The following is a 16,165-nucleotide window of genomic DNA, read 5'->3' on the forward strand; positions in this document are numbered from 1 at the left end:
CATGCGAAAAAGAGAGGTTGGAACCTGCAATCGGGAAAGCAATTCCCTTGAACATGGACTGGCATATATCGAAAAAAACAGGGCAATAGATGATGTGATTCTATCAGGCGGCGATCCACTGCTTCTTGATACTGAATCAATTGACAGGATTCTCTCAAAATTGAAGTCATTTGACCATGTAGAGGTCATCAGAATACACACAAGGGTACTTTGCACACTTCCCTCAAGAATCACGGACAATCTTGTATCAGTTCTGAAAAAATATCATCCTTTATATATAAATACCCACTTCAACCACCCACTTGAAATTACAGATATGGCAGCCTCAGCATGTGCAATGCTTGCTGATGCCGGAATTCCCCTGGGTTGCCAGACTGTCCTTCTAAAGGGGATAAATGATACACCCGAGGTTATGACAGAACTTATGAAAGGGCTGATTCGTATGAGGGTTCGTCCCTACTACCTGCACCACCCTGATCCGGTTGCAGGAACAGCTCATTTGCGGCCATCCCTTGAAACAGGACTCAACATAATAAAATCCATGAGGGGACACATATCAGGAATTGCCATACCTCACTATGTTATTGATTTGCCTGGTGGGTATGGAAAAGTGCCTGTTACCCCTGAGTACATAAAATCCTTAGATGGCAACAAAGCTGTGGTGGAAAATTATCAGGGGCATCGCTGCCAGTATCTATTCTGAATGATTTGATTTTAAAGGTCAGCAGGCAAAAAGAGGAAGCGAGCTTTGGGGGATAATTTCTGCTTTTCTGGCATTTTCATAAAAAGCATGTATGGCAGCCTCTCCTTCCTCTCCAATGTCTCTTGAAAATTCATTAACATATAGTTCTATATGTGCCTGAATTACTTCACTGTTGAGCTCCTGGGCATGTTTTTTTATGTAATCCGTGCCAGCTTCAGGGTGTTGCCTGGCGTAGTCAATGCTTTGGCCTGTCAGATTTTCAATGGCTTTTGCTGTTTCTTTTCCTAATTCTCTTTTTATTGCTATGCAGCCAAGTGGAATGGGTAACCCTGTTTTCTCTTCCCACCAGTTGCCAAGATCAACAAGTGAGTTAAGTCCCATCTCTTTGTAAACAAAGCGACTTTCATGTATGATCAGACCAAAGTCTGCCTCTTTTTTAATAACAGAAGGCATAACTTTTTCAAAAGGCATTGGAATTATCTCTGGTTGAAGATGGGGAAAATGATCATTCAGAAAAAGACGTAGAAGAACAAAGGCTGTTGTCCCCATGCCCGGAACAGCAATAACAGGTTTTATTATTTTCTCCTTTGATGGGCAGTTGATGAGCTGGATGGTGTTATCTGATGATGAATCAAGTGATTTTCCGGGAAGTCCAACCAAAAGTGGCCCGCAGCCCCTTCCAAGAGCCGCTCCTGTTCTGAGAAGTGCATATTTGTCCTGCATAAAGCCAAAAGCTGCAAAAGAGAGTTTGCTGATATCAAATTTGCCTTTTTGTCCATTTTGATTCAGGGTCTCAACATCAGCAAGGGTTATATCAAAGTTGAAATTGCAGGGAAGCAGCCCATCTGCAATTGCATGGAATATATAGGTGTCGTTGGGGCAGGTTGAATAGGCTAAAGTAAGATCTTTTTTCATAATGGATAACCGCTTCCAATAAGTCTATAATATTTCAGATGAATAAACTGGCATAGGTGTCAACCAGCCGCTCTACTGCCCAACGACCGTCTTTTTTCTGAACTATAGCCATGAGCTATCGAATCCAATCAATTCCAAGGTCTTTGCATATCTTTCTGGTCAACATATCATCAATTTCAGAGTGCCTTGGTACAGAGGATTTTTTTCCTGATTCCATGTGATACCACCATGAATGGCTGCCACCTTCCCTAAGTAAATCACAGCCATATTTACGAAGATGCTTTAAAAAAGCTTTTCGTTTCATACAGCAATAAGCTCTTCAAAATAATTTTCTCCGGCTTGAGAGACAGCCTCCTGCCGATTCATTTCAATTACTTCTTGCAAAGTAGTTTTTAAGGATTCCAGCAACTCTTCACGGGTTTCTCCCTGGCAATTAACTCCAGGTATTTCTTGTATCCAGCCTATCCACCAATCTTTTGTCTGTCTGATTAATGCTGTGTAGGTGTTCATGCTGCCATAACCTCCACTGCCATAATATCACATCGAGGCTCAGGTAAAGGGTTCCCGTCTTCAATCAATCCTTCTTTGTGAAATTCTATGGCTTCTTTGATAAGAGATATAACATCGGGCTTTTTTTCTCCAACTGCTATACAGGCAGGGAGATCAGGAACAAAAGCTCCATAATTTGTTTCGCCTCTTTCTAAAATGATTGTAAATTTCATTATTGTAAACCTGCCTGTTTTAAAATGCTGTTTAATGTCCCTGGTGGGCTCTCTATACTCAACTTGCCTGCAACATTAACCTTAACAGATTTTATGGTGTGAATAAATTGACGATGACTTCCTTTAGTTCTATCTAAAACCCAACCGTCATTTCTATAACATACATGGCTGATGACCGCCACAATCTAAAAGATGAAAGTCGTTTTAAAAACAGGCTGTTACCGAGACTTTCATATAAAGTTTAACGACCTAAAGTTCAAATCCTGTGTTAAGTAATATGGTTTAATTACTCAAAAACGACACCTATGAGCTTTTGAAGCTTGTCAATACTGTCTGAATCAGCATGCCCAGGATAACCAGGATTTACAGGATAAAAATCTTGAGCATCCTGTAAATCCTGGTTATCCTGATTCAGACAAATGCCATAAATTCCAAAAAAGCCAACAACATGTCGATTTTGAGTAATTAACTTACCCAAACTCCCCCTCTCCAGTAATGGCGAGGGGTTGGGGGAGGTGAATGGGCAAGTTATTAAAAATTAATTCCTAAGCATCCGAAATATTTACTATTCATGGGTAATTTGTTTATTGATGGTAAATATTCGGAGTCTCAAATTTGTAATACAACATATTGAGATGCGTTAATCTTTTACTGTGTGAAAGCACAAGATATTGTGTATCAAGATGAGGAATCCGAATATTTACTATTGATGGAATACTAACTTCATCAAATAGAGGAGATTACCCATGAATAATTTCTTTGTAACCCAGTTCGCTGAAAACATCAAGTTCAACTACACGTCATTTGATCGCGTTATTTTCCGTGGCTACATTCGCTCTTTCTTTTCCCTTGGTGTTGTTGTTCAATTTCTTATAGGGTTACGGAATTCGGCTGGAAATGGATGTGGGCGTCAATTAGCTCAAAGCGGTTTTTCAAGAATCCTTTAATTTCAGCATTTTTGAAATGTAACTAATATACACCTTCTGGGGAGCCGTCCAAACTCGAAAAGGGTTTGGGGTTTGTCAATCAAGGGTTTAGGCAGAAAAATCAAAAGGCTTTCAGCACCAAAAATGCTGAAAGCCTTTGTTTCTATTGGTCGGGATGAGAGGATTCGAACCTCCGACCCCAGCGTCCCGAACGCTGTGCTCTACCAGACTGAGCCACATCCCGACATCATAAATATCACTTGGTCTAATAGGCTTTTTAGGCGCTATTGTCAATCAAAAATTGAGTCTCAATAATTTATCGGCTTGCGGTGTATTGATTTGGACAAATTTTAAACAATATTTTGCTCTCACACGATAATGGAAGAATGAATAAAAGTATCTTTTTGATAGACAACTTTTCATATCATCATCTGCTGCCGATATTGTTATTGGGGGGCAATAACAGAAGAGTAGCAGGAGATTACCTGTAGTATAATAAAATTGACATTTTACCTGATTCAGGTATAGTCTTTATTCTATAGCCTTCCAGATAATGCAATTGGTAAAATACTGTAGGGGCAACCTCACAGTGGTTTCAATTCAAGATTGAGATGCCAAAAACTTTTCTGGAAATCTATATATCTGATCATGGCGAATGCAGTCTGTTTTTTGTGACATAATAAAAAGTTAGTAAAGCAGGAAGAGGAGGTGCGGGATGTCTTTTTCAATAAATACAAATACAGCAGCCCAGAGGGCGCTGAATTCACTGAACAACTCCACCAATGGTATTAACAGTTCTATCCAGCGTTTTGCAACTGGAAGTAAAATCAACAGTGCATCAGATGATGCTTCAGGCATGATGATTGCCGATGCTCTTAACAGCCAGGCCAGAGGGGCAGGGCAGATGATCAGCAATGCAGTCAATGATATAAGCAGAATGCAGATTGCTGACGGAGCATTGGGAGAAGCGACAAATATCATGCAGGGCATACGTGAAAAGGTTGTTCAGGCCTCTTCGGATGCCCTTTCTACCGGAGAGAGAAGTGCTCTTCAGGATGATATTTCAAAATCCATGGAATCCCTTGGCAAGCTTTATGAAAGCACAGAGTTCAATGGACAGAGGCTTCTTTCCGATGCGCCAGGTTTCTCATCGTTGTCTGGTATTGATCTTTCCAGCGTGGAGAGCAGCCAGGCATCACTTGATCTGGTTGATGAAGCCCTGGAAACCAATTCAGCCTTAAGGGGAGAGTTTGGTTCACGTCAGAACCAGATATCTTCGGATATAACTGCATTGGGTTCACAGATGGTCAATTCATATCAGTCATCATCTGCCATAAAAGATGTTGATATAGCTGAAGAATCCATGAATATGAAGAGTATGGAAGACCTGCGCAATGCAGGAATGTTTGCGCTGGCCCAGGCAAATGTACAGCCCAGAAATGTAATGTCTCTTCTGGGTGCAATGCCATCATAAAACAGGAGCTTTCTTCTTGAGCCCCCCTTTTACTTGCAGAGAAAAAAATAATGGATAAACGTAAAGCATCAGATGCTGATCTTTTAAAGGATAATATAGTCATCAACCAGAACAAAAAGAAAATATCTGAGGATTCAGACTTTGCAGGCGGTTCAATGCTGAAAAGAAACGAAATGTCCCTGGTGCTGCTGGGAGCCGGAGTCCTTACTGTAATTCTTTTTTTTCTTTTTTTCAGGCCATCAGAAGAACTTAATAATAACGGGGTAGGAGAGGATAACAACCAGGCGGTTTCATCTGCTGCCCTGAAAAGCATTGAAGAGAGGCTTACAAGGCTTGAGGAGGCCTTGCAGACCTTTGATATTGCAAGGGGTACCATAGATAGTCAGACAGGCAGTGGGAATGTTCCGGAGCTGGAGCAATTTGGCGGAAGGCTTGAAAGGGTTGAGACAGCACTTTCTGTAAAGTTTGATATTGTGACTGCCCGTGTTGACAAGATGGAAGATAACCTTATTGCAATGTCAAAGGATATCAGCAGGAATGCCCGTGCTGCTGCTCTCCTGTCATCTAAAGAGAAGGCTACAGCCTCATCTCCTTCATCATCATCATATTCAAAAAATTTGAAAACAACTTCTTCTTCTCAACAGACTTCCGAAGCAGGTTCATCCTCATCAGGGGTACCAGTTGCCGTTAAGAAGCAGGAAGTGGAAAATCAACCTGACAACACTAAAACAAGTATTTCTGTTTCCACAAAAAAAGCTGCAAATACAGAAAGTAGTAAAGCAGTTAAAAGTGAACCTGAAAAAGAAAATGTTTCAGGAAAATCTCCTTTGTATCATACAATTGAAAAAGGGGATACATTGTATAATATAAGCAAAAAATATAATACAACAGTAGCCCATTTGAGAAAAATAAATCAGATGGCTACAAAGGATCCTATTATGATAGGCCAGAAAATTATCGTAAGAGAGTAATTTTCAGTCTGCTTGAAATGAATTGATCCAATTTCATTGAATAACTATGAAAATATATCTTGATAATTGCTGTTTTAATAGGCCTTTTGATGATCAATCTCTTTTAACTGTAAGGCTCGAAACAGAGGCAAAGCTGGACATTCAAGAAAAAATCAAGACCGGTCGTCTTTCCCTGGCATGGTCTTATGTTCTTGATTTTGAAAATGCTTCAAATCCATATCTGGAAAAACGAGTAGAAATTCAAAAATGGAAAGCACTCTCAGCTTCATTTACTAATGAGACAGCAGACATTTTATTAAGAATGAAGGAACTTACAGCTACAGGCTAAAAGCCTTGGATGCTTTGCATGTTGCTTGCGCTATTGAGTTGCGGTGTGAATATTTTTTAACGGTAGATAAAGCTGTTTTAAAGAAAGCAACACACTGCACTGAAATACAAATAAGAAGTCCAATAGATTTTATAATTCAATGGGAATATAACAGTGAGAACTGATACTGAAATCAAAATGGCTGGACTTGAGGTGTTGAGTGACAACCTCGGAATGATTGAAGCTGAAAGGTTTATTGCACTTGTCCAAAGAGAGAGATTTGATTATACAAAATGGCGAGAAAATCTTTTTAAAGGATTGAGTGGGGAAGAGATAAGCAAAAAGGCAATGGAGCATCAGCAAATATTGAAAAACAAGTGAATTTGTCTGAGTATTGTTTGTTTTATATTTAATTAGTGCAAACGGACAAGGGAGACGTTTCGCCCCCCGAAAATAAAAATTTGTATCCATTTCCACGGTAAATGAGCCTTAAATGACTTGCTCATTTTTGTACTCTTTCGTACTTTCTTTGGGGACAGCTTTTAAATCTGTCCCCGTTATTAAAAAGGGAGAGTTATTTAATCCCAATTAATTAATTTTACTGGGAATTTACAGGCATCCTTCATATCATCCCAAAAGTAGTTTACACTTTTTTGATGGAACTTCCCGATAAATGGACATCTGTCCCAGAAAGTGTAAACCGGTAAATGAAGCATGCCAATTTACACAGTCTAAACATGAAAAGCATTACCTGATTTGATTTATCATTTGCTCAACTTTTGCAATATCCTTTCTTCCCGGAGAGACTTCCACACCGGAACTTACATCAATACACCAGGGTTCTGACAGCTTGATGGCTTCAGTGACGTTTTCAGGAGAGATTCCGCCTGCTACAATCACTTTCTGTTTCTCGCTAATTCCTGATAAAGCAGATTTTGCAAGTTCCCAGTTCCATTTTTCTGCATTGCCCCCAGGTAGCACTCCTTTTCCGTACTCCACAAGAATGGCATCTGCATCTTTGTATTTGCCTGCATCTGCAAGACAGGGTTCCCTTGCTGCAAAAAGTGACTTGATTACAAAAATACCCTGTTCCGCCAATCTTTTAACAAGTTCCGGCGGTTCGCAGCCATGGAGCTGTACCGCCTTAAGCCTGCACTCTCTTACTCTCTCCATAATGAATTCAAATGGTTCATCCACAAATACCCCGGTGGTCATAATATCATCCGGAAGTGCTGCTGTAATTTCTGCCGCCTGTTTTATGGAAAGGTTTCTTGGGCTTGGGGGATAAAAGACAAGTCCTATGGCATCAGCACCTGCTTTTGCGCAGGCTATAGCCTCATCCGGAACTGTAAGGCCGCATATTTTGACGGCAACTCTCCTGTTTTGAATATCATTTGATCTCTTTTTATCAGTCAGATTATTTTCAGGGGGATTTTGTTGAATCTGATATTTTTGATGTTGAGCTTCTACTGACTCGCGTTTAGAATATGCTGTCTCAAAATTTCCTGAATCATAAATATTTTTTGCAGCATCTTGTCCTGCATTGACAAGGCTTTGCACAAATTCCTTTGTATTGTCAGCCCTTACAATACTTTCACCCACAAGAAAGTTGAAAATCCCTGACTCCATCCCCTTTTGAATCTCTCCAGGGGATGAGATTCCGCTTGCTTCAACAGGTATCTGTTTCTGTGTCAGAAATGGCACAACTCTTTTGGCAACCGAAGTATCTGTTTTAAGTGTTTCAAGATTACGATTGTTTATACCGATAATTCCGGCATTGGCAAAAAGGGCGTTTTCGATCTCCCATTCAGAGTGGATCTCAACAAGGGGTTCCATACCCATTTCCCGTGTGAGTATTACATAATCTTTAAGTTGCTCCCTTGTAAGAATTGATGTGATAAGAAGAATTGAATTTGCTCCGTATGCCCTTGCTTCATAGATCTGATATGATGAAATTGTAAAGTCTTTTCGCAGAACAGGAAGGTTTGTTGCTGATCTTACAGCTTTGAGATCTTCAATGGTTCCTTTGAAAAAATGGGATTCAGTGAGAACAGAAATTGCTGCTGCACCGGCATTAGTATAATCTTTTGCATAGGAAGCAGGATCAAGATCAGGGCGGATATCCCCCTTTGAAGGCGATGCTTTTTTGATCTCTGCAATGATTCCTGCACGATCATGAGAACTTCTTTTCATGGCTGAATAAAAGGATCGTTCAATTGCTTTTTTCTGTTCAAGCGGGTTGCCGGAGCATTTGCGTTTTAATTCGCTCTCCATATTTTCCGCTCTGTTTCGCATCTCTTTCAAGGAGATCAGGGATCTTGCATATTCCAGATCCTTTTTTTTAAAAGAGAGCACTTCCCTGAGAAAACCTGATACTGACACTGCCATTTTTAAGCGTTCTCCTGTGTAAATCTGACAAGTTGCTTTAATTTTTCCAGGGCACTTCCGGAGTCAATTGATTGTGATGCTTTTTTTATACCATCAGCAAGATTGTCTGCGCTGTCGGCTGCCACCAGTGCAGCCGCACTGTTGATAAGGACAACATTGCGCCTTGGTCCTTTTTCTCCGTTGAGTATGGCGGTTGTGATGGCCGCATTGACATTTACATCTCCTCCTTTAAGTTCAGAAGGATCGGCATATTGATCAAAAAACTCCAGAGGATCCAGATCATAGGATCGGATAATGCCATTATTCAACTCCGAGACCCTTGTGGGTGCGCACACCGTGATTTCGTCCATGCCGTCATGGCCATGCACTACAAACGCTCGGTGGGTTCCAAGAAGTTTAAGTGCCTCTGCAAACATTTCAGTGAGTTCCGGGGCAAATACACCAAGAAGCTGACATCTTGCCGCTGCCGGGTTAGTAAGAGGCCCGAGCATGTTGAAGATGCTTTTTATGCCAACATCTTTTCTTGCTTTTGCAGCATGGCGCATGGCACTGTGAAAAGTTGGTGCAAACAGAAAGCCTATGCCGATTTCGTTCACAGCCTCTTCAACCACTTCAGGGTCAGTGTTTATGTTGACACCAAGGGCTTCAAGGACATCGGCACTTCCGCATTTACTTGATATGCTGCGGTTGCCGTGTTTTGCAACTGTAATACCGCATCCGGCCACAACAAAGGCAGTTGTTGTGGATATGTTGAATGAACCCGAAGCATCACCTCCTGTGCCGCACGTATCCACAGCTTTTTGGGATATGGTCTGAATCCTTGCAGCTTTTCGCCTCATTGCCCGGGCAGCACCTGCAAGCTCTTCAAAGGTTTCCCCTTTTACAGCCAGGGCAGCCATGAATGCACCTATCTGTGCCTCTGTAATTGTGCCTGAGAAAATATCCGACAGCATGGAACCCATCTGATCCATTGAGAGATCCTGGCGTTTTATGATCATATTCAGATAATCGGTAAATGTCATCTGTTACTCCTTTAAAAAATATTTAAATACCCGAGCTGAATTAATTCGATTATTCCTGCGGAAGAATATTGCAAATTTAATTTTGACTGGTGCATATTATTCATTTGATTGCAATTTTTTTAAACTGCTCTGTTCAACTTCCCTGACAAAATTTCTAATTATTCGTTTTCCGACAACCGTCATTATTGATTCCGGATGGAATTGAACGCCATGGGTGGGATGTTCTCTGTGTCGAAGCCCCATGATTTCCCCGTCATCGGATCTTGCTGTTACAACAAGACATTCCGGCAGAGTCTTTTCCGAAACAGCAAGGGAGTGATAGCGCATTGCTGCAAATGGTTTTTTGATTCCTTTAAAGATAAAGAGATCATCTCCTGTGACCATGGATGTTTTTCCATGCATGATACGTTTTGCCTGTACAATATCCCCGCCAAAACAGTGTGCAATGGTCTGATGCCCGAGACAAACTCCAAGTATGGGAATTTTGCCTGAAAAACGATTTACAGTCTCCATTGATATACCTGCATCCTCAGGGCGTCCAGGCCCCGGGGAGATAACTATCCCCTCGGGGTTGAGGATCTCAATCTCTTCCACTGTTGTCCGGTTGTTTCTGAATACATTTACCTTTGCTCCGGACTGCATTATGTAATGAACCAGATTGAAGGTAAAGGAATCATAATTGTCAATAACTGCTATTAACATGATGATCCTCCATTATTGGCGGAAAGAGCAAGTTTCATTGCCCGTTCAACGCTTCTGGCTTTGTTTATGCACTCCTGATACTCTGTTTCCGGCTGTGAGTCTGCAACAATACCGGCCCCTGACTGAACCTTCATTTTGCCATTTTCCACGGTTGCAGTACGTATGGTTATGGCAAGATCCATGTTGCCTGAAAAAGAGATATAACCGGCAGCGCCACCGTATATTCCCCTTGGGCTTTTTTCAAGCTCTGCTATTATCTCCATTGCCCTGATTTTTGGAGCGCCTGAAAGGGTTCCGGCAGGAAAGGTTGCCTGAAGAAGATCCCAGGCATCCATATCCTCCTTCATTTCACCTGTGATATTGGATACAAGATGCATGACATGGGAATAGCGCTCGACAAACATCATGTCTGTCACCTGTACTGTGCCGGTTTCAGATACTCTTCCAAGGTCGTTTCTTCCAAGATCCACAAGCATGAGATGCTCTGCGCGCTCTTTTTCATCATTTAGAAGCTCATCTGCAAGCTGCCTGTCTTCCTGCTCTGTTGTACCCCTTGGTCGCGTCCCTGCAATCGGACGGATTGTGGCTGTCCTGTTTTCAAGCCTTACCATGGTTTCAGGAGATGACCCGGCAATGGCTATTTTGCCCATATTCATGAAGAACATGTATGGGGATGGGTTTATGTAACGCTGTGCCCTGTAGAGCATAACAGGGTTAACAGGAATTGTTGAGGAAAATGGTTGTGAATAGACAGCCTGAATAATATCACCTGCAACAATGTGGTTTTTTATCTTTTCGACCCCTTTTATGTAGGTATCATGGTCTGTCTCTGTGGTGAGTGAAAAATCTGTATCAGCAGAGGTGTTATGGCAATGGTAAGAAGCCTTTTGGCTGCTGCAATTTGGGTTTGGGCTCATGGCGGCTGTAATGCCAGTAATGCCATGATTTTGTTCTATAAGGGAGTTATGGCCTGCGTTTTTGCTCTGGATGGTTTCAACCATTTTGTCAAGATTGGCTGCGGCATCATGATAGCATCTTTTTGAGTCTTTATTCTGAGTACAGGAGATGGCAAGACAGGTCAAGGTATGATTCATGTTATCAAAAATGATCATAGCATCTGGAATAATGAAATACGCATAAGGTGTTCCATCTGGCAGCGCTGTTGGAATATTCTCGAAAAATGACACCATTTCATAGGTCATGTAGCCTGTAAGACCGCTCCAGAACCTTGGAAGAGAGGGCATGTCAGCAGGTTTGTAGGCTTTTGTAAGATTTTTAAGTATGAGCATGGGATCACCATTATGTTCAATGCTTCTGGTTCCTCCGTTCTCTTCGATGGTGACATGTTCCTTAAAAACTTTGACATGGGTTTTTGCAGAAAGCCCCATAAAGCTGTATCTTGCCCAATGTTCGCCACCTTCGACACTCTCTAACAGGAAAACTGGCTCATCAGGTTTATAGAATTTCTGGAGAATGGATACGGGTGTCTCTGTATCTGCAAGAAGTTCAGCACATACAGGAACCACATTGCTTGTTTCAGCAAGTTCCATGAATTCATTTTCGGTGGGATATCTTTTTAATATCATAATTGTCTGTCCAGATTAATTTCATAATTTTATTATGGCAGGCATCCGCCATAGTCGTTTTATAAGAAAGTCCCCGTCTTTTAAGGAACTATAGGACTTTCATGCTTCGTTGTGGCAGATGGAACTGCCATGGCCGTTATATGAAAGTCCCCGTATTTCAAGTTTTTTTTCAGGGATTTCATGCTTCGTTGTGGCAAGATGGTTTTGCCATGGCCGTTATTTAAAACTGATTCCTAAAAATTGGGGCATGTTTCATTTTCCGCTTTACACTTTTGTGATTCGTATTCCCTTTTTCAAAGGCTTTACATCTGAAAAGTGTAAATTAATTTTGGATGAAATTAAGGATGCCAAAATTGGTGATTGTAAATTTTCAGTTGCTGTGTTTATATTGTTATAGTTACCCGAAAACAGGATTATCTGCCGGAAAAAGGCTATCACAAGTTGTGAAATATTCATTAAAAGCCATCATTGATTACATTCAGAGAGCTAATTTGTCAAGAATTTTGTTTCTACTCATAGAAACAAAAAAGGGTGGTTAAGTAAAAAAATTGAAGGGACATTTTTTCTGATGAATCGTATTTTTTTAAATGTTTCAGTTGGTAGAAATTTAACCATAAGTCTTGTACTGCTGTTGATAGTAGTTGTTACCTCAGCGACATTGCTGTTTGCTGTTGTCATTCATCATTCTGATAAAAAAGAGCTTGAACATAAAGGGGATGAATTGATTAATAATATTGTGAAAAGCATTGAATTCCCCATATGGAATTTTGACATTGAAGCAGCAAATAAAATATGTGAAGCCTATTTTTTGTCAGAATATGTATGTGAACTTGTGATTTATGAGGCATATACAGATCGTGTCATTATTGATAAAAAAAGATTTGATAAAGAGGATAAAAAAAGAGAGCTATTTTTTATTGAAGCGCCTATTTATCATAATAATGTATCAATTGCTTCTGTGAGAATTGGCTTGACCACAAGATTTGCTCAGGATCGTCTGATTAATATCTTTTACTCATATCTTGTTACGTCCGTGGTTATTACCCTTATTCTTGTTTTGATGACAAGTTATCTTTTAAAAATTTTCTTAAAGACACCTTTTAATAATTTGATTCAGGGAATGGAGAGGGTTTCCCAGGGAACATATGCTTATAATTTTGATAATGCACCCCGGGAAAAAGAGTTCAGTGCCATAGTTAGTCGTTTTAAGGAGATGGCCTGTAAAATCCAGAAACGGGAAGAGAGTCTCAGCAGGGCAAAAAATTACATTTCAGTTGTATTTGATTCAATGGATTTCATGATCATAAGTGTTGATCAAGCATTGAAGCTCACACATTGTAACAAGGCTGCTGAACATTATACAGGTAGTTCCATGTCAGAAGCAACAGGGGAGGCATTTGTTGAAATATTTCCTGAATTCGTGGAGATATATGAGTCAATATGGAATGCTGTTGATCGACGGATATCCCATACAGGGCTGCGGGTCAGTTTTGAAAACTCCGGTGAAATGAACTCTTTTTCCATCTCAATACTTCCCATTTCATTTGAGGGAGAAGATGGCGCTGTGATTAAAATTCAGGATATAACAGAAGATGTAAGACTTGAAGAGATTATGATTCAGACGGAAAAGATGATCTCGGTTGGCGGCCTTGCAGCCGGAATGGCTCATGAAATAAATAATCCCCTTGCCGGAATATTACAGAATATGCAGGTTATTGAAAACAGAACAACCATGACAAACCTGCCTGCCAATATTGATGCAGCTCGGACATGTGGGACAGATATTTCTGTTGTTGTTGAATATATGAATGCCAGAAGTATTCCAGAGCTTTTTAAATCAGTGAAAGAGGCAGGAAGCAGAGCTGCAAGAATTGTTGAGAATATGCTGTCATTCAGCAGGAAAAGTAATTCAGGATTTATTGAGTGCAACATTGAAAGTATTGTAAATGATACCTTAGAACTTGCTTCCAATGATTATGATTTAAAGAAGAAGTATGATTTTAAAAACATTCATATTATTAGAGAATTTCAGGAAAATCTTCCTTCGGTACCATGTGATGGGATAAAAATCCAGCAGGTGCTTTTTAATATATTTAAAAACGGAGCCCAGGTAATGGTTGAAAATGACATTGCAGAGACTCCCCCATGTTTTAAAATATATGTAAGTGCTGTGGAGCAAAGCTCACAGATTGAGATCAGGATTGAAGATAATGGCCCGGGAATGGATGAAGAGACCCGCAAACACATTTTTGAACCTTTTTTTACAACAAAGCCTGTGGGGGTTGGCACAGGTCTTGGATTGTCTGTTTCCTATTTTATAATTACCGAAAATCATGGTGGCACCATGAAAGTTGAGTCGTCTCCTGGAAATGGTGCTGCATTTATAATTCGTCTGCCATTACAGCAAATAAAGGCACATGGCGGATAATTTCAAGGGTTTATTATACAATGATTCTTATTTACCCTCCTGTTGCCAAATGTTGCGAACCACCGGCAGGAGTCGCTCTTCTTTCTGGCCTTCTGAAACAGCACAATATTAACTGTTCTGTAATTGATGCTAATCTTGACGCTCTACTCTGGCTTGCCCGAAAAAGCTTTTATGATGATAACCGGCCTGAATTGATGGCTATTGATAGCTGGACAAGACGGGCAAGAAAAAATTTTGAACAAAACCTTCATGATTTGAGGAGTATCTCTATATACAGGAATATTGGCAGATACCGCCAGCGGGTTATGGATGTAAACCGTGTAATAAGCACATCTGTTGAAAATCGCTATAAAATATCTCTGTCCGATTACAGTGATCAAAAGCTTTCACCCCTGAAAAGCTGTGACCTTCTCTTTTCAGCCCAAAACTTTGGTGAAAATCCTTTTTATTCATATTTTGAATCATCTCTTTTACCTCTAATGGAGGAAAAATTTTTACTCTGTAAAAAGAGACCTGATTTTTACAGTGGATTCATTGGAATATCTCTTTGTTATCTCAGTCAGGCATTGACAGCCTTTGCCCTTGCAGGATGGCTAAAGGCAACTTTTCCGGAAAAGAAGATTATCATGGGCGGCGGGCTTGTCACTTCATGGATGAGCAGCTCTGAATGGAAGAGTCCATTTAAGGGGCTTATTGATATTATGGTAAAGGGCAGGGGAGAGGAGCCTCTTCTGAATCTGGCAGGTATAAAAACCAAAAAAGTTCAAAGAGTTCTCCCTGACTTTGATTTCTGCAAATGGGACGATTACATTGCTCCCGGCCGTATTCTTCCTTTCAGGGCTGCTGATGGCTGTTATTGGGGGCGTTGTCGTTTTTGTCCTGAAAGGGCAGAGGGCATACCATACCATGCTGAAAAAAGCAGTGACCTTCTTCATGATCTGAATCTGCTGACAGAAAAATATGGCATCAAGCATATCCATTTTACAGATGATGCCATTGCACCGTCATTGCTCAGGAAAATTGCAGGAAGCAATGGCATATCATCAACCACCTGGTATGGTTTTGCGAGGTTCACAAAGGATCTTGCAGATCCGCAATTTTGCAGAAAGCTTTATCTGGCAGGTTGCAGAATGCTTAAATTGGGGCTGGAGTCAGGGGATCAGTCAGTGCTTGATAGTATGGAGAAGGGTACAAGCCTTAAAATGGTATCAAAGGTTCTCGCTGCACTTGATTTTGCAGGAATCAGGACATATGTCTATCTGCTGTTCGGAACCGCTTTTGAAGATGAAGGCTCAGCACACAAAACCCTTGATTATGTAAGTCAGCACAGTGACCACATCTCTTTTATGAATCTTGCAATTTTCAATCTGCCACGATTCAGTGAGGATGCAGTTGAGCTTGAAACAAGCATGTTTTACGGAGGAGATCTGTCTCTCTATCTTGATTTCAGGCATCCTGCAGCGTGGGGACGGAGGCAGATCAGGTATTTTCTTGACAAAAAGTTTCGTAAATCTCCTGGAATAGGGGAGATTCTCAAAAAAGACCCTCCCTTTTTTACATCAAATCACGCCATGTTTATTGGGCTGTTTTCTGGTGCCACAGGAAATATGCAAGATCAAAACGTCTGATCAGAATTGCTGCCGTGGCAAGAAGCTGACTGTTTTCAGGGCTGTTTACAATGCCTCTGCATCGTTTTGCATGAAAAAACATTTCATGAAATCGGTTCTCTTTAAATGCCTTGACCGCCTTTTCTCTGTGTTCAATAGCATCTTGTTCCAAATCCATAATTTTGCCAAGAGGAGCTTTGCATCTGCGGCAAACCCTCTGTTCTTCAGAACTGGCGTTGCATACTGGACATCTATCCATAAAAAAATCCTTATTGAATTGCCTTTTTGGCATCCTTCAGAATCCATCAAAAGTAGTTGACACTTTTTTTGAGATAATTCCCTAAAAATGGGAATATGGCTCCAAAAAGTGTAAACTGGCAAATGAAGGATGCCGCCTTTTTGCATGTATCTTAA

Annotated in this window: 19 protein-coding genes and 1 tRNA gene; 8 read left to right on the top strand and 12 right to left on the bottom strand. The window is 40.7% G+C overall.

The window, feature by feature from the left end:
• Positions 1-703: KamA family radical SAM protein (locus MTBBW1_RS11125; protein ID WP_080803386.1), on the top strand; the 703-nt coding region annotated here is incomplete at its 5' end.
• 18 nt (positions 704-721) lie between these two features.
• On the opposite strand, the gene MTBBW1_RS11130 is transcribed toward MTBBW1_RS11125, so the two are convergent.
• From MTBBW1_RS11130 to MTBBW1_RS11155, 6 genes are all read right to left on the bottom strand, one after another.
• On the bottom strand, positions 722-1,618 hold the full coding sequence (locus tag MTBBW1_RS11130; protein WP_080803388.1) for a 1,4-dihydroxy-6-naphtoate synthase: 897 nt from the start codon (positions 1,616-1,618) through the stop codon (positions 722-724).
• 115 nt (positions 1,619-1,733) lie between these two features.
• Positions 1,734-1,922, bottom strand: coding sequence for a type II toxin-antitoxin system HicA family toxin (locus tag MTBBW1_RS11135; protein ID WP_080803391.1), 189 nt, complete (start codon positions 1,920-1,922; stop codon positions 1,734-1,736).
• Entirely contained in the window at positions 1,919-2,128 is a 210-nt protein-coding gene (locus MTBBW1_RS11140) for a type II toxin-antitoxin system HicB family antitoxin (RefSeq protein WP_080803394.1), read from the bottom strand. Before MTBBW1_RS11140 ends, MTBBW1_RS11135 begins: the two co-directional genes overlap by 4 nt.
• Entirely contained in the window at positions 2,125-2,340 is a 216-nt protein-coding gene (locus MTBBW1_RS11145) for a type II toxin-antitoxin system HicB family antitoxin (RefSeq protein ID WP_080803397.1), read from the bottom strand. Before MTBBW1_RS11145 ends, MTBBW1_RS11140 begins: the two co-directional genes overlap by 4 nt.
• Positions 2,340-2,522 carry a type II toxin-antitoxin system HicA family toxin gene (locus MTBBW1_RS30335; protein ID WP_222424044.1) on the bottom strand — a complete coding sequence of 61 codons (183 nt, stop codon included), beginning with the start codon at positions 2,520-2,522 and terminating at the stop codon, positions 2,340-2,342. Before MTBBW1_RS30335 ends, MTBBW1_RS11145 begins: the two co-directional genes overlap by 1 nt.
• 104 nt (positions 2,523-2,626) lie before the next feature.
• Positions 2,627-2,818 (bottom strand): hypothetical protein, encoded by a 192-nt coding sequence (locus MTBBW1_RS11155; RefSeq protein ID WP_080803403.1) that lies wholly within the window; start codon positions 2,816-2,818, stop codon positions 2,627-2,629.
• A 268-nt stretch (positions 2,819-3,086) separates the two neighbouring features.
• Here MTBBW1_RS11155 and MTBBW1_RS11160 point away from each other — a divergent pair, with 268 nt between their 5' ends.
• Positions 3,087-3,287 carry a hypothetical protein gene (locus MTBBW1_RS11160; RefSeq protein ID WP_080803405.1) on the top strand — a complete coding sequence of 67 codons (201 nt, stop codon included), beginning with the start codon at positions 3,087-3,089 and terminating at the stop codon, positions 3,285-3,287.
• Positions 3,288-3,433: 146 nt separating this feature from the next.
• On the opposite strand, the gene MTBBW1_RS11165 is transcribed toward MTBBW1_RS11160, so the two are convergent.
• Positions 3,434-3,510 (bottom strand) — tRNA-Pro (locus MTBBW1_RS11165).
• Between the two features lie 471 nt (positions 3,511-3,981).
• Here MTBBW1_RS11165 and MTBBW1_RS11170 point away from each other — a divergent pair.
• From MTBBW1_RS11170 to MTBBW1_RS11185, 4 genes are all read left to right on the top strand, one after another.
• Positions 3,982-4,740: a flagellin gene (locus tag MTBBW1_RS11170; RefSeq protein ID WP_080803408.1), complete on the top strand. Its 759-nt coding sequence runs from the start codon at positions 3,982-3,984 to the stop codon at positions 4,738-4,740.
• Between the two features lie 50 nt (positions 4,741-4,790).
• Positions 4,791-5,711, top strand: coding sequence for a LysM peptidoglycan-binding domain-containing protein (locus tag MTBBW1_RS11175; RefSeq protein WP_080803411.1), 921 nt, complete (start codon positions 4,791-4,793; stop codon positions 5,709-5,711).
• A gap of 46 nt (positions 5,712-5,757) precedes the next feature.
• On the top strand, positions 5,758-6,039 hold the full coding sequence (locus MTBBW1_RS29075) for a hypothetical protein (RefSeq protein WP_222424045.1): 282 nt from the start codon (positions 5,758-5,760) through the stop codon (positions 6,037-6,039).
• Between the two features lie 153 nt (positions 6,040-6,192).
• On the top strand, positions 6,193-6,399 hold the full coding sequence (locus MTBBW1_RS11185; RefSeq protein ID WP_080803414.1) for a hypothetical protein: 207 nt from the start codon (positions 6,193-6,195) through the stop codon (positions 6,397-6,399).
• Positions 6,400-6,765: 366 nt separating this feature from the next.
• On the opposite strand, the gene trpC is transcribed toward MTBBW1_RS11185, so the two are convergent.
• From trpC to MTBBW1_RS11205, 4 genes are all read right to left on the bottom strand, one after another.
• Positions 6,766-8,406, bottom strand: a complete 1,641-nt coding sequence (trpC, locus tag MTBBW1_RS29505; protein WP_245809341.1) for an indole-3-glycerol phosphate synthase TrpC — start codon at positions 8,404-8,406, stop codon at positions 6,766-6,768.
• A 2-nt stretch (positions 8,407-8,408) separates the two neighbouring features.
• Positions 8,409-9,428, bottom strand: coding sequence for an anthranilate phosphoribosyltransferase (gene trpD, locus MTBBW1_RS11195; RefSeq protein ID WP_080803417.1), 1,020 nt, complete (start codon positions 9,426-9,428; stop codon positions 8,409-8,411).
• A 96-nt stretch (positions 9,429-9,524) separates the two neighbouring features.
• Positions 9,525-10,130, bottom strand: a complete 606-nt coding sequence (locus MTBBW1_RS11200) for an anthranilate synthase component II (RefSeq protein ID WP_080803421.1) — start codon at positions 10,128-10,130, stop codon at positions 9,525-9,527.
• Entirely contained in the window at positions 10,124-11,716 is a 1,593-nt protein-coding gene (locus MTBBW1_RS11205; protein ID WP_080803424.1) for an anthranilate synthase component I family protein, read from the bottom strand. The genes MTBBW1_RS11200 and MTBBW1_RS11205 overlap by 7 nt, the downstream gene beginning before the upstream one ends.
• Before the next feature lie 568 nt (positions 11,717-12,284).
• On the opposite strand from MTBBW1_RS11205, the gene MTBBW1_RS11215 reads away from it, so the two are divergent.
• A complete protein-coding gene (locus MTBBW1_RS11215) occupies positions 12,285-14,144 on the top strand; it encodes a two-component system sensor histidine kinase NtrB (protein ID WP_080803434.1) in 1,860 nt (619 codons plus the stop codon).
• Between the two features lie 20 nt (positions 14,145-14,164).
• Positions 14,165-15,772: a B12-binding domain-containing radical SAM protein gene (locus MTBBW1_RS11220; protein WP_080803437.1), complete on the top strand. Its 1,608-nt coding sequence runs from the start codon at positions 14,165-14,167 to the stop codon at positions 15,770-15,772.
• On the opposite strand, the gene MTBBW1_RS11225 is transcribed toward MTBBW1_RS11220, so the two are convergent.
• Positions 15,720-16,010, bottom strand: coding sequence for a hypothetical protein (locus MTBBW1_RS11225; protein ID WP_139786741.1), 291 nt, complete (start codon positions 16,008-16,010; stop codon positions 15,720-15,722). The genes MTBBW1_RS11220 and MTBBW1_RS11225 overlap by 53 nt on opposite strands.
• Positions 16,011-16,165: the final 155 nt, after the last annotated feature.

Source organism: Desulfamplus magnetovallimortis, from assembly GCF_900170035.1.
Lineage (GTDB): Bacteria > Desulfobacterota > Desulfobacteria > Desulfobacterales > Desulfobacteraceae > Desulfamplus > Desulfamplus magnetovallimortis.